This window comes from Agromyces sp. Root1464 (assembly GCF_001427265.1).
GTDB lineage: Bacteria > Actinomycetota > Actinomycetes > Actinomycetales > Microbacteriaceae > Agromyces > Agromyces fucosus.
The window spans coordinates 980,805-1,001,924 of record NZ_LMFU01000002.1 but is presented as its reverse complement, the minus strand read 5'-3'; the positions used below and the strand labels follow the sequence as shown (position 1 = coordinate 1,001,924).

The following is a 21,120-nucleotide window of genomic DNA, read 5'->3' as shown; positions in this document are numbered from 1 at the left end:
CAAGAAGGCCACCATGAACAGCTGGTTCGGAAACACGCCCAACGACGATGCACGACCCCGTCGGTCGCGTCGACAGCGAGTGGAGACCAGGAAGCGCAGGGCGACGGCGCTCGTGGCATCGCTCTCGGTCGGAGCGCTGCTCGCGATCGGGCTGCCGATGACGGCGTTCGCCGAGCAGGCGGTCGAGCCGGCACCGGATGCCGCGACGACGAGTGAGACCCAGGAAGCGACGTCGGGCGACGAGTCGACGAACGAGGCGCCTTCGAACGAGACGCCCGCGAGCGAGACGCCGGCGAGCGAGACCCCGGCGAGTGAGGAGCCCGCGAGCGAGGAGCCCTCCGAGGCTCCGACCGAGGCTCCCGCCAAGGAGGCGCCGGCCGACCCGCCGGCACAGGCCCCGCCGGCACAGGACCTCAGCACGCCGATGGACATCACGCCCATGGCGATCTTCCCGGCGGACACCGCCGACTGTACGACGAACTGCGCGAACCTCTCCATCACGAACGTCGTCTCCGGGGGAGCAGCGACACCGGGCCAGTGGACCCTGCACGCCGTTCGCTCGAGCAACAGCGACAACTACAACTTCACCTCGGGCCAGACCCGCCCCGTGCCCCGCAACAACACCTACACGCTCTTCGCCGACAGCGGGCCGGCGAACTACACCCTCACCGACTTCACGTGCACGACCGGCGGCTCGGGCAACCAGGACCCCTCGTGGGACGAGGACGACCGGACCGTGACGTTCAGCAACACGAACGGCTCTCCGACCCAGAAGTTCGCGAACTGCACGTTCACCCACACCTACAGCGGCCCGGCCACCGTCAACGTCCAGGTCGGCGGCACCCGCACCGGCATCTCCAGCGTCGGAGGTCTCGGAGGAGTGACCCTCCAGCTCTACACCGACAACGGCGGCTCCTTCGGCTCCGTCATCAACCAGCCGTGGGCCACGTGTGTGTCGACCGCCGCAGGCGTCTGCACCTTCACCGTTCCGAATGCCAACAACTCGAACTTCTGGGTCGCGCAGGCCGTGCCCGGCGTCCCGGCCGGCTGGTCCGCCAATGACACCCTCGCCGTCGGCGAGACGCCCGCGTCCGCCGCCTACCGATTCCGCATCGCGGACGTCGACGCAGGTGAGACCCTCAGCTCGCTGGCCGACTTCATGATCGCCACGGGCAACACGGCGAACAACGCCTCGGGCGGCATCTGGCAGAACTCGCTCGCGAACCCGACCCGTGCACAGCAGTGCGGTGTGCGCATCGCCCTCGTGATCGACCTCTCGGGCTCCGTGGCGCCGAACTTCACCGACCTGAAGAACGCGGCGAAGGGCTTCGTCACCGCCCTGCAGGGCACTCCCTCGCAGGTGGGCATCTTCACGTTCAACAACGTCGCCCCCGCGACCGCAGGAGCGAACCTCGGCATCACGCCGGTCTCCACCGTCGCCGGTGCCAACATCGTGCGCAACCACATCGACTCGTTCAGCACCCCGACCGAGGCCACGAACTGGGATCGCGGCATCTACCAGGTCGCGACGAGCGGCACGCAGTACGACATCGCGCTCGTGCTCACCGACGGCAACCCGACGGTCTACGCGAACGACGAGGGCCCCGGTAACCGCACCCGCTTCCGCGAGGTCGAGAACGGCGTGTTCTCGGCGAACGCAGTCAAGGCGCTCGGCACCCGCGTCATCGCCTTCGGCGTCGGCAGCGGTGTCGGCGGCTCGCCCGACAACCTCATCGCGATCTCGGGCGACCAGCTGAACTCCGACTACTTCCAGTCCTCGAGCTACGACCAGGCCGGAACGATCCTCCGAGACCTCGCGCTCGGCGCCTGCCAGGGCTCGGTCTCGGTCGTCAAGCAGGTCGTCTCGAGCTCGAGCACCGGTGAGCAGAAGACCGGTCAGACGCCCGCGGGCGGGTGGAAGTTCACCGCCCAGCCCACGACCGCCGGCATCACCCCGCCCACGCAGGAGGGGACGACCGCCGCCGGTACCGGCGCGGTCAACCTCCCGCTCACCTTCGCGGGCGGCACCACGAACGGCACGGTGAAGGTCACCGAGGATCCGCAGGGCCACAGCATCGTGCAGACGGGCGGCAAGAACGCGGTCTGCACCGATCAGGCCACGGGCAACGCCATCACCGTGTCCAACGAGGCGAACGGCTTCTCGATCCCGGTGAGTTCGACGCAGGCGGTCACCTGCAACGTCTGGAACCGACCGCCACTGCCGCAGTCGAACTTCAGCGTCAACAAGGTCTGGGTGGTCAACGGCACCACGTACCAGCACGGCAACCAGCCGCCCGGGCTCACCGCGCAGTTGACGGTCGGCGGAGTCAATGCGCCCTGGGTGACCACGCAGGGCCCGCTGCCGGCCAACACGGTCGTCTCCCTCAACGAGACGACGGGCGTGGGATCGCGCGACCTGTGCACGATCACCGACCGGAAGGTCACGCTCGCGAACGGCCAGGTGCCGGCCAACGGCGCCCTGCCGTTCAGCCCGACCCTCCAACCCGGTGACAACAGCTACACGATCACCAACACGGTCACCTGCGATTCCCAGCTCACGCTGAAGAAGACGGTGGCGAACGGCGGCGTGGCCGCGAACACGTGGAACCTCGACGCCGTGGCGCCCGGAGGCGCGCTCGCCGGCCCGAACGGAGCGACCGGCACCGTCGGCGCGACGGCACTCGTGACGCCGAACGTGACCTACCCGCTCACCGAGAGCGGCGACCCGCGCTACGTGCAGACGCTCGGCTTGAACGCCGTCCCCATTCCGGGTTCGTCCGGCAGCTGGGACTGCGTGCAGGTGAACGGTCAGGGAGTCGTCGTGCCCGGGTTCGCCGACGGCCTGAACGGCGGCGTGACGGTGCCCCTCGGATTCCGCGTGCAGTGCACCGCGGTCAACCAGACCGCGCAGCTCACACTCGTGAAGAGCGTCGAGCAGCTCGACGGCGCCGACGCCGAACCGGGCGACTGGAACCTCGTCGCCACGCCGAGCGGCTCGATCCCGGGCCTCGGTCCGGTGCAGACCACGAGCGGCAACACCGTGCTCGTCCGACCGGGCACGAGCTACACGATCTCCGAGACCGGCGGCCCCGCCGGCTACGAGCAGCTGAGCATCCAGTGCAAGACGAGCCCGAACGGTCAGTACGTCACGACGACGACGATCACGCTCACGGCTCTCGCACAGGGCACCTGCGTCATCACGAACAAGCCGATCCCGCCGCAGCTGAAGCTGACGAAGGTCGTCACCGGAAACGTGGCGCTCCCGACGTCGTGGAACCTCGCCGCCAAGGTCGGCGCCACGATCGTCGCCCAGGGCGACGGCGGCACGGCCGGATTCGTCGATGTGCCGGCCGGTGAGACGATCGCGCTCTCCGAGTCGACGGCACTGCCGAACGCCGACCAGTTCCAGGCCGGAACGTGGCTCTGCTCGAAGAACGGGGGAGCAGCAGTTCCCGGCCCCTCGGTGTCTCCGCTCGCTCCGGGCGACAAGGTCGACTGCACCGTGACGAACACGCTGAAGGCGATCACCCCGACGATCGTGAAGAACGCAGCCGTTCCCACGCCCAACGCCGACGGCGTCAGCTGGGACATCGGCTACGACATCGTCGTGACGAACCCGAGTGCGTTCCAGGATCTGACGTACAGCGTCACCGACACGCTCGACTTCGGGGCGAACGTCACGGTGAACAGCGCGAACTACCAGCGCACGCTGCCGGCACCGCCGGGCTCTCTGACGCCGTGGAACGTCGCGTTCGGCAGCGAGCAGGCCTTCGCCGGTGAGCCGAGCCTCGTCAAGGGCACCTCGCACACCTGGCACGTGACCGTCAACGCGACGGTCGCCCCGGGCGCCGACTTCGGCGGCACGAGCCCGACCTCCTGCGACGCCGGCACCCCCGGCACCGTCGGCTTCCTGAACACCGCGGTCATGACCGTCGGCGGCGTCACCTACCCCGCTGAGGACTGCTCGATCCCGGTCAAGCCGACGATCACGAAGGTCGGCGGCACCGCCGTCGACAACGGTGACGGCACCTGGACCCTGCCTTACACGATCACGGTGACCAACCCCTCGGCCACCACGAGCGTGCAGTACGACCTCGACGACACGCTGGGCTACCCGGCATCCGTCGACGTGGTCGACCGCACCGTCACCCCGCCGGCCGGCGTCAGCCTCGTGCCCGGCTGGACCGGCGTCGCGCCGAACACCCTGCTCGCCGACAACGTGACGCTCGCCGGCACCGCCGGTGTCGACACGCACGTCTACACCGTCGCGGTGAAGGTCGCGATCGGGGCGGATGCTCCGGCACTCCTCTGCCCGAACCTCGACAACACCGCGAAGGTCACGGCCGGAAACCAGTCCGGCTCCGCGACCGGCTGCGTCTCCATCGACAAGCCGACCATCGTGCACGACAAGACCGTCGTGCCCGGCTCGGTGAGCCAGGCGATCGATGGAACATGGAGCATCAGCTACGACATCACCGTCACGAACACCGGCGCGATCGGAGGCGTCTACGACCTCCTCGACGACACCAGGTTCGGTACCGGCGTCGACACCACCACGGCGACCTTCACGGTGTCGAAGGACGGCGGGGCAGCTGCTCCGTGGGTCGACGGCACGGCGCTCGCCACCGGCACGTACCTTCCGGCAGGCGACCCCGATCCGAGCGATGTCTACCGCGTCGACGTGAGCGGCATCGTCGTGACCGGGCCCGCGCTCTCGCCCGCGCAGACGGCCTGCCCGTCGACACTGGATGCCGGCGCATTCAACAACGCCGCCATCCTGACCGTGGCCGGCGCCTCGACCACCGACACCGCCTGTGATGCTCCGAGCTCGCCGAGGATCGTGAAATCGGGCGGCACTGCATCCCAGCAGCCCGACGGAAGCTGGAACGTGAGCTACCTGCTCACGGTCTTCAACACGACACCGGGCGCTCGGCCGAGCCATTACACGCTCGTCGACGACCCTGCATTCCCGATCGGCGTGGTGTACAACACCTATTGGATCGACGGGGCTCCCGCCGTCGCCTACGACGGTTCGACGCCGATCTCGATCGTCACCGACCAGCCGATCGAGGCTGGCGGGTCGGACGCATACGTCATCACCTTCAACCTCGACGTGCCCTCGGGTGCCGTTCCGCCCGAGGACCGAGTGTGCGCGACCGGCGGACCCGGCCAGGGCAAGGGATTCTTCAACGAGGCGATCCTCACGAGCGGCGAGATCATCAGTACCGACGACGACTGCCCGCCGGTGCGTGACACCGGGGTGCCAACGGTGCAGAAGGGGAACCCGACGGCGACCCAGAGCGCCGACGGCGTGTGGACGCTGGTGTACCCGATCACGGTCACCGGCAACAGCGAGTACATCACGAAGTACACGTTGCAGGACACCCTGAAGTTCGGAGCCGAGGTCGAGATCCTCACCGCCGAATGGAGTGGCGAGACATCCGGCACCTGGGCGGACCCCGAGGCGAACCCGACGGCGACCCTCGTCGCCTCGCCGCGCACGCTCGGCATCGACGCGGTCGAGGAGTACACCGTCACGGTGACCGCGAAGGTCAGCAAGGCGGCCTTCACCGACCCGACGACCGGCACGTGCACGCCGAGCGACGAGGACCCGAACGTCGGGTTCCTGAACGAGGCGAAGCTCACCTCGGGCACGAGCACGCAGACCGACACCGGCTGCGGCGTGCCTGCCGAGCCCGAGGTGACGAAGAGCACCACGGGATCCGTGACCAAGGTCGGGGACCACTGGGAGGCGAGCTACACCATCACGGTGAAGAACACCTCGCCGAGCCAGGGACTCGTCTACGACCTCGATGACGTGCCCGACTTCGCCGATGCCGCCACCATCACGGCGCGCACGGTGACGAGCTCCGACGCCACGGTCGACCCCGACTGGAACTCCATTCCGGTGGAGACCGACTCGATCGTCGCGAACCAGGCGCTTCCGGGCGGTGCGAGCGACGTGTTCACGGTGCTCGTGAAGTTCACGGTCGAATCCGCGCCGAGCGACCCGTCGCTGAGCTGCGAGGAGCAAGGACTGCTGAACACCGCCACGGTCACCTCGGGTGACACGTACACGGATGACGCCTGCTTCGACGTTCCGGTCGTCGTGGTGCTCGAGAAGCTGTGGACGATCAACGGCGGCTCGCCGATCGAGTGGGACAGCCCGTCCCTCCCGGCAGGCTTCACCGCTCAGGCCACACTCGACGGACAGAACGTGCCGTGGAGCATCGAGCAGGGTCTGTACGTCGATGGCGCCGAGGTGACCGTCGACGAGGGCGAAGTGCTCGTGCCGAACGGCTGCGTCGCCGACGACCCGATCGGCGTGGGCGACAAGACCCTCGCGGGCACGGTCAGCACCTACACGGTGAGGAACCCCGTCACCTGCACGCAGACGGTCAGCCTCGAGAAGCACGTCGACAACCTGCACGGGGGTGCAGCAGTGCCCGTGGACTGGAGCGTCAGCGGCACGAACGTCGGCGACGACTCCGACACCTTCACGGGTGCCGGGACGTCGAGCGGCCCCGTGAAGCTCGGCGTCGGCTACACCCTCAACGAGGTCAGCACGAGCTACGAGAACGGCATCGAGTACACCGTCTCGGCGACGTGGAGCTGCACCTCTCCGCAGGGGGAGGATGCCTTCACCCTCGTGCAGGTGCCCGGTTCGACGAGTGCGACCCTGACGGTCACCGAGCTCGGCGCGTCCGTCGACTGCGATATCACGAACACGGATGTCGCGCCGAAGCTGACGCTCGAGAAGAAGGTGATGCCGCTCGAGATCGCGCCGGACTTCCCGGCGACGCTCTGGACGCTCGCTGCTGCCGACGGCGCCAACCCGCCGGTCGTCACGGGCGATGGAACGGCGACCGGAACCGTCGACTCCAACCTGGCCTACACGCTCTCGGAAGCGGCTGACTTCGCTGGTGACGACGAGTTCACGCCCTCGCTCTGGAACTGCGTCTCCACGAACGGCGTCGAGCCGCTCGTGCTCGACGCGGCCGACGGCGACGTCGCGCTGCAGCCCGGGCAGGAGGTGACGTGCGAGATCACGAACACCGCGGCCCCGGCGGCCTACCGGCTCGACAAAGAGGTCGTCTCGACCGTTCAGAACGCCGATGGCACCTGGACGATCGACTACAAGATCACTGTCACCGACGAGAGCGTCGTCTCGGCCGTCACCTACGACCTGAGTGACACGCTCGCCGACTTCGGCGAGGGCATCACGGTCTCCGAGGCGACATGGACGGGTCCCGGCGGTTCGAGCGGCAGCTGGCTGGATCCGGCCATCGAGCCTACCGAGGAGCTCGCGAACAACGTGATCCTCACGGCGGGCGAGGTGACGCACGAGTACTTCGTGACCGTCGAGGCGACGGTGACCGAAGACGCATGGGACGACGAGACCGTCGAGTGCACCGAGGGCGAGGGTGGCTTCCGCAACACGGCCATCCTCACCGTCGGCGACCTGCCGACGGAGGATAGCGCGTGCGATGAGCCCGGACGGGCCAGCGCCGAGAAGACGGTCGTCGGCTCGCCGACGGACAACCTCGACGGCACGTTCACCGTGGCGTACGAGATCGTCGTGACCGCCGACCCCGACAAGGACCTCTCCTACGACCTGAGCGACGAGCCGGCCTTCCCGGCGGGCACGACGTTCACGGCCACGGCCGAGGATCCGAACGGCGACCCGGTCGCCGGCTGGACCGGCACCGGTGACGACACCGTCCTCGCCGAGGCGCGACAGATCCTGGCGGGCGTCGACCAGATCTGGTCGATCACGGCGGTCGTCGACATCACGGGCATCACCGACATCGATCTCGCGACGTGCGTCGAGACGCAGAGCGGCCACGGCTTCTTCAACGGGGCGCTCTTCACGAGCGGCACGATCGAGACGCCGATCAGTGGCTGCGTCGACATCCCGATCGTCGAGGTCGGCATCGTGAAGACCGCGGTGCTGCCCGACGGCGTCGACGCGGTCGAGGCCGGCACCGACGACAACTCCTTCAACTGGGTGCTGACGGTGACGAACAACGGGCCCACGCCGGTGGACGGCGTCGTCGTCACCGACACGCTCGCCGACTCGCTCGAGTTCGACCCGGCCGACATCACGCTCGACCCGATCGGATCGTGGACGTTCCTCCAGAACGGCAGCGAGCTGACCTGGACGACCGATGCGACCTTCGCCCCCGGACCGATCGTGACGATCACGATCCCCGTGACGCTGAAGGACCCCGCGGTCGGGCCGGAACTGCCGGAGAACCCGGGTGAGGTCCCGCCGCTCGTACCGGCGGAGAACATCGAGAACACGGCCTGCGTCGAGGTCTCGGAGTTCGACATCGATCCCACGAACGACTGCGACACCGCAGACGTGCCGACCAAGGCGATGCAGGCGAACGCCTACGTGCAGTGCGTGAACGACGTGCCGTACCTCTACCACAACGTGCAGACGACCGGCTCGGTCGCTCCGGGACCGATCACGGTCACGTGGACGCCCGACGCCAGCGTCTACCCGGACGCGACTCCGATCGTCATGGAGATCCCGTGGGAGGAGCGCAACGGTCGCACGCTGTGGCCGTACGGCGTGGTGAACGATGAGGGCATCTCGATCGGATGGCCCGGCTGGCGCCTGATCCAGGAGGGCGACGTCGTCGGCGAGAACGGCATCGTCGACATCTGGGAGAACATGGTGAAGGACTCGAAGCTCGAGAGCTACGCGTTCGCCGACCAGTTCAACCCGATGACGATCACGTTCCAGGTCAACCCGAGCCAGTCCGTGCTCGCGGTCTACCCCCAGGCCACGCCGGCCTGCGAGGTGCAGCGCGATCCGACGGTCGAGATCCTGAAGACGTCGAGCGTGACCGAGGCGAAGCCGGGCAGTTCCTTCGACTACACGTTGTCGGTCACCAACTCGGGGCTCGGCGCGGTCGAGGCCGTGGAGCTGTTCGACGAGATCCCCGGCGACCTCAAGGTCACCGGGATCACGACCGATCCCGCTCCCGCGTTCCCGCGCTGGGACGACTGCGAGGTCACCGGTGTGGACTCGGCCGGCTACGGCGGCACGCTCCACTGCGTGCTGAACGGCATGATCGGCGGCACCCAGCCCGATGCGCCCGACGTCGTCCTGAGCGTGATGCTGAACCCCGCTTCCAAGAAGTCGAGCATCGACAACACGGGCGAGGTCTGCTGGAACGACCTGGCGGCGCCGCCCGAGGTGCAGCCCGAGGGGGAGGTCTCGGTGCTCTCGGCCATCGATCCCGAGCTGCCGGTGCTCTGCGACGACTCGACGGTCACCGTCAAGATCCCGCAGGCGGGCGCCATCGCCTCGACCGGGTTCGCGGGAGCGCCACTCCTGTGGGGTGCGGGCGGCCTGCTCGTCGCCGGTGCGCTCCTGATCGCCGCGATGATGATCCGTCGTCGCCGAGCGGGGGAGTCCGCCGAGTAACGGCTCCGCCACCGCGAACGGGAAGGGCCGGGTCGAGTGACCCGGCCCTCTCTCGTGCCCTGAGCGATGCCGGGGGTCCCCAGGCTGCGGTGGCATCGTCGCCCGCAAACGGAAGAGCCTGTCGGATGCCCCGCCTCAGCGGGATCCGACAGGCTCGACCTGCGAGTGGTGGTGCGACTACGGCTTGCCGCGCATGACGGCCTGCTTGACCTCGGCGATGGCCTTGGTCACCTCGATGCCGCGGGGGCACGCCTCGGTGCAGTTGAAGGTCGTGCGGCAGCGCCACACGCCCTCTTTGTCGTTGAGGATGTCGAGACGCGTCTGCGCGTTGTCGTCGCGCGAGTCGAAGATGAAGCGGTGGGCGTTCACGATCGCCGCCGGGCCGAAGTACTGGCCGTCGGTCCAGAAGACGGGGCACGACGAGGTGCACGCCGCGCACAGGATGCACTTGGTCGTGTCATCGAAGATGGCACGCTCGGCGACCGACTGCACGCGCTCCTTGCCGGGCTCGGGCTTCGAGTTCGCGACGAGGAAGGGCTGCACGTCGCGGAAGCTCGCGAAGAACGGCTCCATGTCGACGATGAGGTCCTTCTCGAGCGGCAGGCCCTTGATGGCCTCCACGTAGATGGGCTTCGAGATGTCGAGGTCCTTGATGAGCGTCTTGCAGGCGAGGCGGTTGCGGCCGTTGATGCGCATCGCGTCGGATCCGCAGATGCCGTGCGCGCACGAGCGACGGAACGTCAGCGAGCCGTCCTGCTCCCACTTGATCTTGTGCAGGGCGTCGAGCACGCGGTCGGTCGCGTACATCTCGACGTCGAAGTCCTGCCAGCGCGGCTCGGTGTCCACGTCGGGGTCGAAGCGGCGGATGAGGAACGTGACGGTGAACGACTGGATCGCGTCCGTCGGCGGGGTCTCGAGCGTTGCGGTGCTCACGTCAGTACTTCCTCTCCATGGGCTGGTAGCGGGTGATCGTCACCGGTTTCCAGTCGAGTCGGATGTGGTCGGCGGCATCCGACGAGTGCGCGTCGCCCGACAGGTACGCCATCGTGTGCTGCATGTAGTTGGCGTCGTCGCGGTTCGGGTAGTCGTCGCGCATGTGGCCGCCGCGGCTCTCTTTCCGGTTGCGGGCCGAGTACACGACGACCTCGGCGAGGTCGAGGAGGAACCCGAGCTCGACGGCCTCGAGCAGGTCGGTGTTGAAGCGCTTGCCCTTGTCGTGCACGGCGACGTTCCGGTACCGGTCGCGGAGGCCCGCGATGACCGTCGTGACGTGCTCGAGCGATTCGTCGGTGCGGAACACCTGGGCGTTCTTGTCCATCTCGTCCTGCAGTTCCTTGCGGATCGCAGCGATGCGCTCGGTGCCGTCGGAGTCGCGGAGCTGCTCCAGCATCCCGCGCACGGCCGCGGCCGGGTCGTCGGGGAGGGGAGTGAACTCGGCCGTCTTCACGTACTCGACCGCGTTGCGGCCGGCGCGCTTGCCGAAGACGTTGATGTCGAGCAGGGAGTTCGTGCCGAGACGGTTCGAGCCGTGCACCGAGACGCAGGCGCACTCGCCCGCGGCGTAGAGGCCCGGCACGACGGTGTCGTTGTCGGAGAGCACCTCTGCGGCGACGTTGGTCGGGATGCCGCCCATGGCGTAGTGCGCGGTCGGCATGACGGGCACGGGCTCGAACACGGGGTCGACGCCGAGGTAGGTGCGTGCGAACTCGGTGATGTCGGGCAGCTTCGTCTCGAGCACCTCTGCGCCGAGGTGGGTGCAGTCGAGGAGCACGTAGTCCTTGTGCGGCCCGGCGCCGCGGCCCTCGGCGACCTCCTGCACCATGCAGCGCGCGACGATGTCGCGCGGCGCCAGGTCTTTGATGGTCGGCGCGTAGCGCTCCATGAAGCGCTCGCCCGAGGCATTGCGGAGGATCGCGCCCTCGCCGCGGGCGCCCTCGGTGAGGAGGATGCCGAGGCCGGCGAGACCGGTCGGGTGGAACTGGAAGAACTCCATGTCCTCGAGCGGCAGGCCCTTGCGCCAGATGATGCCGACGCCGTCGCCCGTGAGCGTGTGCGCGTTCGACGTCGTCTTGTAGATCTTGCCGAAGCCGCCGGTCGCGAAGATCACGGCCTTGGCCTGGAAGACGTGCAGCTCACCCGAGGCGAGGTCGTAGGCCACGACGCCCGACGGCTTCTGGACCCCGTCGACCTCGGTCATGACGAGGTCGAGCACGTAGTACTCGTTGAAGAAGTTGATGCCGAGGCGCACGCAGTTCTGGAACAGCGTCTGCAGGATCATGTGACCCGTGCGGTCGGCGGCGTAACAGGCACGGCGGACCGGAGCCTTGCCGTGGTCGCGGGTGTGGCCGCCGAAGCGTCGCTGGTCGATCTTGCCCTCGGGCGTGCGGTTGAACGGCAGGCCCATGTTCTCGAGGTCGATGACCGCGTCGATCGCCTCCTTCGCGAGGATCTCCGCAGCGTCCTGGTCGACGAGGTAGTCGCCGCCCTTGACGGTGTCGAAGGTATGCCACTCCCAGCTGTCCTCCTCGACGTTCGCGAGCGCCGCGGCCATGCCGCCCTGCGCCGCACCCGTGTGCGAGCGAGTGGGGTAGAGCTTCGAGATGACCGCGGTCTTCGCGCCGGGGCCGGCCTCGATCGCCGCGCGCATGCCGGCGCCGCCGGCGCCCACGATGACGATGTCGAACTGGTGGTAGTGGACGCCGTCGATGACCGTGGTCTCGGCGTCGGCGCTCTGGGTGTTCACGGATCTCCTAAGCGGCGCAGAACGAGGGAAGCAGATCGGCGGGTGCGCCGACGGGGCAGGGCTCGAAGGTGAAGACGACGAGCGTGCCGAGGATGATGAGCACGGCGGCGGCGGCGAAGAGGGCGCCCTTCAGCACCTTCTGCACGACGCCCGGGCTCGTGTAGTCGTTGACGATCGTGCGCATGCCGTTGGCGCCGTGGATGAGGGCGAGCCAGAGCATCAGCACGTCCCACCACTGCCAGAACGGGTCGGCCCACTTGCCGCCGACGAAGCCGAAGTCGATGGCCTTGACGCCGTCGCCGACCATGAGGTTCATGAAGAGGTGTCCGAAGATGAGCACGATCAGCACGACGCCCGAGGCGCGCATGTAGATCCAGCCCCATTTCTCCAGATTGACGCCGCGGCGGCGGGGGCGGTCGGCTGGTTTCAGCGCCGACGTTTCGATGGCAGTCATGTCCCGCGGCTCCCTAGTGGCTGAAGACGTTGATGAGGTGGCGCGGCGTGAACGCGAGCATGGTCACGACCCAGAGGGCGATCACGATCCAGAAGAGGAGCTTCTGGTGGCGCGTGGCCCAGGTCCAGAAGTCCACGAGGATGATGCGCAGTCCGTTGAACGCGTGGAACACGATCGCACCGACCAGGGCGACCTCGCCGAGGCCCATGATGGGCGTCTGGTAGGTGCCGATGACCGCGTTGTACGCCTCGGGGCTGACCCGCACGAGCGCCGTGTCGAGGATGTGCACAAGAAGGAAGAAGAAGATCGCGACACCCGTGATGCGGTGCAGCACCCATGACCACATTCCCTCACGGCCGCGGTACAGCGTGCCACCAGGCTTCTGTTTCGCAGGCGTCGCGGGTGCGGTCAGGGTTCCTGCCGAAGTCTCTGGCATGAACAACCCTCCCTGGCTGTGTGAAGCGCCCCGAAGATGCCGGGGCATGACGGGCACACGGCCCGATTCGAGTGTAGACCCGGGCTGCTTCGCCCGCCGCTTAGGGCGGCCTAACTCTCTCGACGTCGAGATATCGAATGCCGCGGCATCCGTGGCCCGTGTCGTCGCCGGTCGCTCCCGTTAAGCTGTGCGGATGGACGAATCCCCGATCGACGGCTTCTACAGCGTCATCCCCGCCGGCGGCGTGGGCTCGCGGCTGTGGCCGCTCTCCCGTGCCGACGCGCCCAAGTTCCTGCACGACCTCACGGGATCGGGTCAGACCCTCCTGAAGGACACCTGGGACCGGCTCGCGCCGCTCTCGGGCGACGACCGCATCATGGTCGTCACCGGTCGCGCACACCGCGCCGCCGTCGAGGCGCAGTTGCCCGGCCTCGCCGACCACAACGTCGTGCTCGAGAGCGAGCCGCGCGACTCGACGGCCGCCATCGGCCTCGCCGCGGCGATCCTCGAGCGTCGTGAGCCGGGCGTGATCATCGGATCCTTCGCGGCCGATCATGTCATTTCGGGGGCAGCGCTCTTCCGCGCCGCGGTCGCCGACGCCGTCGCGGCGGCCCGGGCCGGGTACATCGCGACGATCGGCATCACGCCGACCGAGCCCGCCGTGGGGTTCGGGTACATCGAGTGCGGTGCGCCGCTCGCCATCGAGGGGGCCGAGCGAGTCGAAGCGGTCGCGAGCTTCGTCGAGAAGCCCGACCTCGACACCGCCAAGCGCTACCTGGCCGGGCACGACCACCTGTGGAACGCCGGCATGTTCATCGCCCGCGCCGACACCCTGCTCGAGGAGATCGCGCGGAACAAGCCCGAACTGCATGCGGGCCTCCTCGAACTGGCCGAGGCCTGGGACGACCCGTCGACGCGGGGCCCGGCGGTCGACCGCATCTGGCCGCGCCTCGAGAAGATCGCGATCGACTACTCGGTCGCCGAGCCGGCCGCCGCGGCCGGTCGGCTCGCCGTCATCCGCGGGCACTTCGCGTGGGACGACGTGGGCGACTTCGCCTCGCTCGCCAAGCTCAACACCGCGGGGCGCTCCGGCGAACTCGCGATCCTCGGCGAGAACGCGCGCGTGCTGTCGGACGCCTCGAGCGGCATCGTCGTGAGCCGGTCCAAGCGGGTCATCAGCCTGATCGGCGTGCACGACATCGTCGTGGTCGACACGCCCGACGCGCTGCTCGTCACGACGAGCGAGCACGCCCAACGCGTCAAGGCGGTCGTCGACGCCCTCCGCCTCGGCGGATCCAACGACGTGCTGTAGGGCACAAGAGAAAGAGGTATCGGATGTCTCAGGGTCGGGGGTCTCACCGGCGAGCCGCCGCTCGTCGGACTGCACTGCGCCGAAGCATCTCCGTCGGGGTCGCGATCGCCGCGGCATCCGTCGCGCTCGCGGCCTGCGCTCCCGCACCGGACCCCGGAGACGGCGGGTCGGCGAGCGAATCGTGCGTGCGCATGGTGACGAACTCGGGCGGCCTCGAGGACCGTTCGTTCAACCAGTCGAGCTGGGAAGGACTGCAGCAGGCCGAGGACGAGTACGGCATCGAAGCCGAGGCCATCGTCTCGACCGGCGAGACCGACCTCGCGCCCAACGTGTCGCAGGCCGTCGAGTCGGGGTGCGAGCTCATCGTCACCGTCGGCTGGGAGCTCGCGGAACCCACGCTCGACCAGGCGGGCGAGAACCCCGAGCTCGCCTTCGCCATCGTCGACGAGACCGTCGAGGCCGACAACGTGAAGCCCGTCGTCTTCGACACGGCCCAGGCCTCCTACCTGGCCGGCTACCTCGCGGCCGGCGTCTCGAAGACCGGGGTCGTCGCGACGTTCGGCGGCGGCAACCAGCCGCCCGTCACCTTGTTCATGGACGGCTTCGTCGACGGGGTCGCGAAGTACAACGAGGTGCATGGCACGCAGGTGCGCGTGCTCGGCTGGGACAAGGCGGCTCAAGACGGCGCGTTCACGGGCGATTTCGAAGACGTCAACAAGGGCAAGACGCTGACCGAGAGCTTCATCGACCAGGGTGCCGACGTCGTCCTGCCGGTGGCGGGCCAGGTCGGCGAGGGTGCCGCCTCGGCTGCGCTCGAACGCGGCGGGGTGTCGATCATCTGGGTCGACAGCGACGGCTACGAGTCGCTCGCGGCGAAGTATCGTCCCGTGCTCCTCACGAGCGTGCTGAAGAACACCCAGGATGCGATGGTCGAGATCGTCGGCGCGGTGCTCGACGGCTCGTTCACGAACGAGCCGTTCGTCGGCACGCTCGAGAACGGCGGGGTCGAGATCGCCGAGTACCACGATCTGGCGCCGCTCGTGACACCGGCGCTCGACGGCGAGATCGAAGGGCTGCGCCAGGCGATCATCGCCGGCGACATCGTGGTGGAGTCGCCGAGCGCGCCATGACGCCCCCGTACGCGGGGCAGGACCCGTGCTCATATGAGCACAACATCGCGTCTTGATAACCATTGGATGTCGTGGACCGCTTGCGCGGTGCAACATTCGGTAACGTGACTGCACGAGCCTCGGAACGGTCGGGGCGACAGTCTTTGGAGGACACAGTGAAGGTCACGACCAAGAGGGCCGCGTTCAGCGGTCTCGCGCTGCTCGGCGCAACCGTGCTGCTCGCCGGCTGCGCATCCGCACCCGAAGAGTCGGGCGACGACGGTGGCGAGGCCATCGACTTCATGCCCTGCATGGTGTCCGATGCCGGCGGCTTCGACGACAAGTCCTTCAACCAGCTCGGCTTCGAGGGTGCCTCGAAGGCGGCTGACGAGCTGGGCGTCGAACTGACCAAGGTGCAGTCCGACTCCGAGACCGACTACGCGCCGAACATCACGAACCTCGTCGACCAGGGCTGCGACCTCATCGTCACGGTCGGCTTCGCGCTCTCGGCCGCCACGGTCGAGTCCGCGCTCGAGAACCCCGATGTCGAGTACGTCATCATCGACGACGCGGCCGACAACGACTTCGACGGCGAGGTCGACGCGCCGAACATCAAGCCGATCCTCTTCGACACGGCCCAGGCTGCATTCCTCGGCGGCTACGCAGCTGCCGACTACACGAAGACCAACACGGTCGGCACCTTCGGCGGCATGAACTTCCCGACCGTCTCGATCTTCATGGACGGCTTCAAGCAGGGCGTCGACTACTACAACGAGCAGAAGAGCAAGGGCGTCACGGTCCTCGGCTGGGACGGCACCGACGGCCTCTTCACCGGTGGCTTCGAAGCCAACGACACCGCGCGCAACACCGCGCAGGGCCTGCTCGACCAGAACGTCGACGTGCTGCTGCCCGTCGGCGGTCCGATCTACCAGTCGGCCGCAGCGGCCATCCGCGACTCCGGCCGTGACGTCGCACTCATGGGCGTCGACGCCGACTTCACCGAGACCGACCCGTCGGTCGCCGACCTCGTGCTGACCTCGATCCTCAAGGGCATCGACGTCGGTACCTACGAGGCCGTCCTGGCCGCCGGCAACGGCGAGTTCGACCCGGCTCCGTTCCTCGGCACGCTCGAGAACGAGGGCGTCGGCCTGGCGCCGTTCCACGACTTCGAGTCGAAGGTCTCGCCGACGCTCCAGGCGGAGCTCGACGACCTGAAGGCTGCGATCATCGCGGGCGACGTCACCGTCAACTCCTACCTCGCCGGCTGAGTCGAGGCACCACGTATCGGGGAGGTCGGCTTGCCGGCCTCCCCGATCTGCGTGCGGGTGCGCATTCGCGTAGCCCGGACAACATCTGAGCAGGACCCCATTCGGTCCCACAACATCCGCGCAGCATCTCCAACGGATGCGGCACCCTCACTAGGATCGGGAGCATGAAGCTCGAACTTCGCGGCATCACGAAGCGATTCGGCAGCTTGGTCGCCAACGACCACATCGACCTCACCGTGGAGGCTGGAGAGATCCATTGCCTGCTCGGCGAGAACGGTGCAGGCAAGTCGACGCTCATGAACGTGCTCTACGGTCTCTATCAGGCAGACGACGGCGAGGTCCTCCTCGACGATGAGGTCATGCACTTCGCGGGCCCCGGCGATGCGATGGCCGCGGGCATCGGCATGGTGCACCAGCACTTCATGCTCATCCCCGTCTTCACGGTCGCCGAGAACGTCATGCTGGGCCACGAGGCGACGAAGGCCGGCGGCATCCTCGACCTCGCCACGGCTCGCGCTCGGGTCCGTGAGATCTCCGATCGCTTCGGCTTCGACGTCGACCCCGACGCGCTCGTCGATGATCTCCCGGTCGGCGTGCAGCAGCGCGTCGAGATCATCAAGGCGCTCTCGCACGATGCACGGGTGCTCGTCTTCGACGAGCCGACCGCAGTGCTGACTCCGCAGGAGACCGATGAGTTGATGCAGATCATGCGTCAGCTGAAGGAATCGGGCACCTCCATCGTCTTCATCACGCACAAGCTGCGCGAGGTGCGCGAGGTCGCCGACCGCATCACCGTGATCCGCCTCGGCAAGGTCGTCGGCGAGGCGTCACCGACCGCGTCGAACGTCGAGCTCGCCGCGCTCATGGTCGGCCGTGCCGTCGAACTCACCGTGCACAAGGAGGAGCCGAAGATCGGCGAGGCCGCGCTCGTCGTCGAGGGGCTCAGCGTCATCGACCACATCGGCCAGCTCGTCGTCAACGACGTGAGCTTCACCGTTCGCAAGGGCGAGATCCTCGCGGTCGCCGGCGTGCAGGGCAACGGGCAGACCGAGCTCACCGAGGCGCTCGTCGGGCTCCAGCCGCGGGTGCAGGGCTCCATCAAGCTCGACGGCGTCGAGCTCACGACCTCGAACGTGCGCAAGATCCTCGACGCCGGCGTCGGCTTCATCCCCGAAGACCGCAACGAAGACGGCCTCGTCGGCGAGTTCTCGATCGCCGAGAACCTCATGCTCGACCGTTCGAACGGTGCCCCCTTCGTGAAGGCGGGCAACGTCCAGCGCGGGTTCCTCGCCGAGTTCGCACGCGATCGCGTGAAGGAGTTCGACGTCCGCACCCAGGGCATCGACGAGAAGGTCGGCCGTCTCTCCGGCGGCAACCAGCAGAAGGTCGTGCTCGCTCGTGAGCTGAGCCGCGACCTGAGCCTGTTCGTCGCGGCGCAGCCGACGCGCGGCGTCGATGTCGGCTCGATCGAGTTCATCCACAAGCGCATCGTCGCCACGCGCGACTCCGGGGTTCCCGTCGTCGTCGTGTCGACCGAGCTCGACGAGGTGGCCGCCCTCGCCGACCGCATCATGGTCATGTACCGCGGCCGCATCGTCGGCATCGTGCCAGGCGACACCCCCAGAGACGTGCTCGGCCTGATGATGGCCGGCGAAGCCCCCGCAGAAGGAGCCGCCGCATGAGCGACCCCCAGCCGCCGCGGGGCGACGCCCCCGGCACCGACCACGACGCCGACGTCGCGATCGAGGAGCCGGGCGCGCTCGCACCCGGCGCCGCGCCATCGCCCGTCACGACGGCGACGCCCGCGACGCCCGCAGGGGAGGTCGAACCGCCGTCGCGCTGGCACACGATGCTGCGCCAGATCTCCACGGGCAACGCGATCATCTCGGTGCTTTCGGTCGTGCTCGCCCTCCTCGTCGGCGCGATCATGATCGCGTTCACCGACGAGCGGGTGCAGGCCGCGAGCGGGTACTTCTTCGCGCGTCCCGGCGACACCTTCGTCGCCATCTGGGAGTCGGTCTCCGGAGCGTACTCCGCCCTCTTCCAGGGGTCGGTCTACAACTTCCGGCGTGACACCTTCGCGGCCGGCATCCGGCCGTTGACGGAGACGCTCACCTTCGCCACGCCGCTCATCGCCGGTGGCCTCGGCGTCGGCCTCGCGTTCCGCGTCGGCATGTTCAACATCGGTGGTCGCGGCCAGATGCTCATCGCGGCATCCGTCGCCGGGTGGATCGGCTTCGCCGTCGACCTGCCGATGGGGCTCCACATGCTCGTCGCGCTCGTCGGCGGACTGCTCGGCGGCGCGCTCTGGGCCGGCATCGCCGGTCTCCTGAAGGCGCGCACCGGTGCGCACGAGGTGATCGTCACGATCATGCTGAACTACGTGGCCTTCTACCTGGTCTCCTGGATGCTGCGCACCCCCGGCCTCCTGCAGGCGCCCGGATCCTCGAACCCGAAGACGCCGGCCATGAAAGAGACGGCGATCTTCCCGCTGCTGCTCGGCCAGCAGTACAACCTGCACTTCGGCTTCATCCTCGTGATCGCGGCGACGATCCTCGTGTGGTGGATCCTCTCCCGTTCGAGCCTCGGCTTCAAGTTCCGTGCGGTCGGCGAGAACCCGAACGCGGCGCGCGTCGCGGGCATCAACGTCTCGTCGATGTACGTCTACGCCATGCTCATCGCGGGTGCGCTGCTCGGCCTCGCCGGCGTCAGCCAGGTGCTCGGCACCGTGACGACCGGATTCACCGCCGGCATCGACGCCGGCATCGGGTTCGACGCCATCACGGTGGCGCTGCTCGGCCGGTCGACCCCGTGGGGCATCTTCATCGCCGGCATCCTGTTCGGTGCGTTCAAGGCGGGCGGCTTCTCGATGCAGGCTGCCGAGGGCGTGCCCGTCGAGATCGTGCTCGTCGTGCAGTCGCTCATCGTGCTCTTCATCGCGGCGCCGCCGCTCGTGCGCACGATCTTCCGCCTGCCCGACCCGAAGGCCGGTCCGAAACGACCGCGACCCATCGTCACGAAGGAGGTCGACGCGAAATGAGCACGACCGCAGAGCACCACCGCACGGCGCCGCAGCCCGACGCGCTCGACACCACCGTCGTGACGAGCTGGAAGGCCCCGATCGCGTTCGCCGTCTTCACGCTCGTGGCGCTCGCCCTCGCGGTGTTCGCACCGCGCGAGGGCGTCACGAAGTTCCGGCTCTCCTCGCCCACCGATGCGGTGCAGCTTCCCGAGATCACGGTGCCGACCATGCCGGCGCTCTGGACCGTCGTGGTGCTCCTCGCCCTGGTGACGGCGTACTCCGCCTGGCTCGTCGCCTCGAAGAAGCGCGTGCCCCTCTGGACAATCGTCGTCTTCGCGATCCTCTTCATGTTCGGCTTCCTCACGTGGGCGGCCGCGGGAGCCTCGCTGCCGATGATCGGCCTGCTGTTCGGCTCGTTGAGCCTCGCCGTGCCGCTCATCTTCGGTTCGCTCGCGGGCGTGCTCGGCGAGCGCGTCGGCGTGATCAACATCGCGATCGAGGGCCAGCTGCTCGCCGGTGCGTTCACGGCCGCCGTCGTGGCGTCCATCACCGGGCAGCCCTGGTTCGGGCTCCTCGCGGCCATGGTCGCCGGCATGCTCGTCGCGTTCGTGCTCGCGGCCTTCGCGATCAAGTACTTCGTCGACCAGGTCATCGTCGGTGTCGTGCTCAACGTGCTCGTCACGGGCCTCACGAGCTTCTTCTTCTCGCAGGTGCTCGCGCCGAACGCGGCACTGCTCAACACCCCGCCGCGGTTCGATCGCTGGCCGATCCCGGTGCTCGGCGACATCCCCATCATCGGGCCGGTCTTCTTCCGGCAGACGGTCGTCGTGTACCTCATGTACATCGCCGTCGCGGCGGTCTACATCGGGCTGTTCCACACGAAGTGGGGCCTCCGGCTCCGTGCCGTCGGCGAGCACCCGCAGGCCGCCGACACCGTCGGCATCAACGTCAACCGCACCCGCTTCTGGAACGTCGCCCTCGCCGGCGCGATCGCCGGCCTCGGCGGCACGTTCTTCACGATCGGCTCCGGCATCGCCTTCAACAAGGAGATGACCGCCGGCGCGGGCTTCATCGCCCTGGCGGCCGTGATCTTCGGCCAATGGGACCCGATCAAGGCGACGCTCGCCGCGCTGCTGTTCGGCTTCGCGTCGAACCTGCAGAACACCCTCTCGGTCATCGGCTCGCCGGTGCCCAGCGAGTTCATGCTCATGCTGCCCTACGTCGTCACGATCTTCGCGGTGGCCGGTCTCGTGGGCAAGGTGCGCGGCCCGGCCGCGGCGGGCAAACCGTACATCAAATCCTGATCGGGCGCGCGAAGCGCCCGGACACCGACATCC

The 21,120-nt window shown here is 68.2% G+C and carries 11 protein-coding genes; 7 read left to right on the top strand and 4 right to left on the bottom strand.

Translation table 11 applies throughout. The features are described from left to right. Positions 1–13 precede the first annotated feature (13 nt). A complete protein-coding gene (locus tag ASD23_RS10360; protein WP_157377061.1) occupies positions 14–9,439 on the top strand; it encodes a DUF11 domain-containing protein in 9,426 nt (3,141 codons plus the stop codon). A gap of 177 nt (positions 9,440–9,616) precedes the next feature. On the opposite strand, the gene ASD23_RS10355 is transcribed toward ASD23_RS10360, so the two are convergent. Genes ASD23_RS10355 through sdhC form a run of 4 tightly spaced genes read right to left on the bottom strand, consistent with a single transcriptional unit; the run spans position 9,617 to position 13,072 of the window. Next, on the bottom strand, positions 9,617–10,372 hold the full coding sequence (locus ASD23_RS10355; protein WP_056010041.1) for a succinate dehydrogenase iron-sulfur subunit: 756 nt from the start codon (positions 10,370–10,372) through the stop codon (positions 9,617–9,619). Position 10,373: 1 nt separating this feature from the next. Further along, a complete protein-coding gene (gene sdhA / locus ASD23_RS10350) occupies positions 10,374–12,182 on the bottom strand; it encodes a succinate dehydrogenase flavoprotein subunit (RefSeq protein WP_056010039.1) in 1,809 nt (602 codons plus the stop codon). A 7-nt stretch (positions 12,183–12,189) separates the two neighbouring features. Then, positions 12,190–12,636, bottom strand: coding sequence for a succinate dehydrogenase hydrophobic membrane anchor subunit (locus ASD23_RS10345; protein ID WP_056010037.1), 447 nt, complete (start codon positions 12,634–12,636; stop codon positions 12,190–12,192). Between the two features lie 13 nt (positions 12,637–12,649). Then, complete coding sequence (gene sdhC, locus ASD23_RS10340; protein WP_082571537.1) at positions 12,650–13,072, bottom strand: succinate dehydrogenase, cytochrome b556 subunit; 423 nt, start codon at positions 13,070–13,072, stop codon at positions 12,650–12,652. Positions 13,073–13,265: 193 nt separating this feature from the next. On the opposite strand from sdhC, the gene ASD23_RS10335 reads away from it, so the two are divergent. The 6 genes from ASD23_RS10335 to ASD23_RS10310 all read left to right on the top strand — a co-directional run bounded on the left by ASD23_RS10335 (position 13,266) and on the right by ASD23_RS10310 (position 21,087). After that, positions 13,266–14,384, top strand: coding sequence for a mannose-1-phosphate guanylyltransferase (locus ASD23_RS10335; RefSeq protein WP_056010032.1), 1,119 nt, complete (start codon positions 13,266–13,268; stop codon positions 14,382–14,384). A gap of 23 nt (positions 14,385–14,407) precedes the next feature. After that, on the top strand, positions 14,408–15,514 hold the full coding sequence (locus ASD23_RS10330; protein ID WP_056010030.1) for a BMP family lipoprotein: 1,107 nt from the start codon (positions 14,408–14,410) through the stop codon (positions 15,512–15,514). A gap of 155 nt (positions 15,515–15,669) precedes the next feature. Continuing rightward, positions 15,670–16,761 carry a BMP family lipoprotein gene (locus ASD23_RS10325; RefSeq protein ID WP_056010028.1) on the top strand — a complete coding sequence of 364 codons (1,092 nt, stop codon included), beginning with the start codon at positions 15,670–15,672 and terminating at the stop codon, positions 16,759–16,761. A gap of 164 nt (positions 16,762–16,925) precedes the next feature. After that, complete coding sequence (locus ASD23_RS10320; protein WP_056010026.1) at positions 16,926–18,443, top strand: ABC transporter ATP-binding protein; 1,518 nt, start codon at positions 16,926–16,928, stop codon at positions 18,441–18,443. Beyond that, positions 18,440–19,801, top strand: a complete 1,362-nt coding sequence (locus ASD23_RS10315) for an ABC transporter permease (RefSeq protein WP_082571354.1) — start codon at positions 18,440–18,442, stop codon at positions 19,799–19,801. Before ASD23_RS10320 ends, ASD23_RS10315 begins: the two co-directional genes overlap by 4 nt. Then, a complete protein-coding gene (locus ASD23_RS10310; protein ID WP_056010024.1) occupies positions 19,798–21,087 on the top strand; it encodes an ABC transporter permease in 1,290 nt (429 codons plus the stop codon). The genes ASD23_RS10315 and ASD23_RS10310 overlap by 4 nt, the downstream gene beginning before the upstream one ends. The last annotated feature ends 33 nt before the right edge of the window (positions 21,088–21,120 follow it).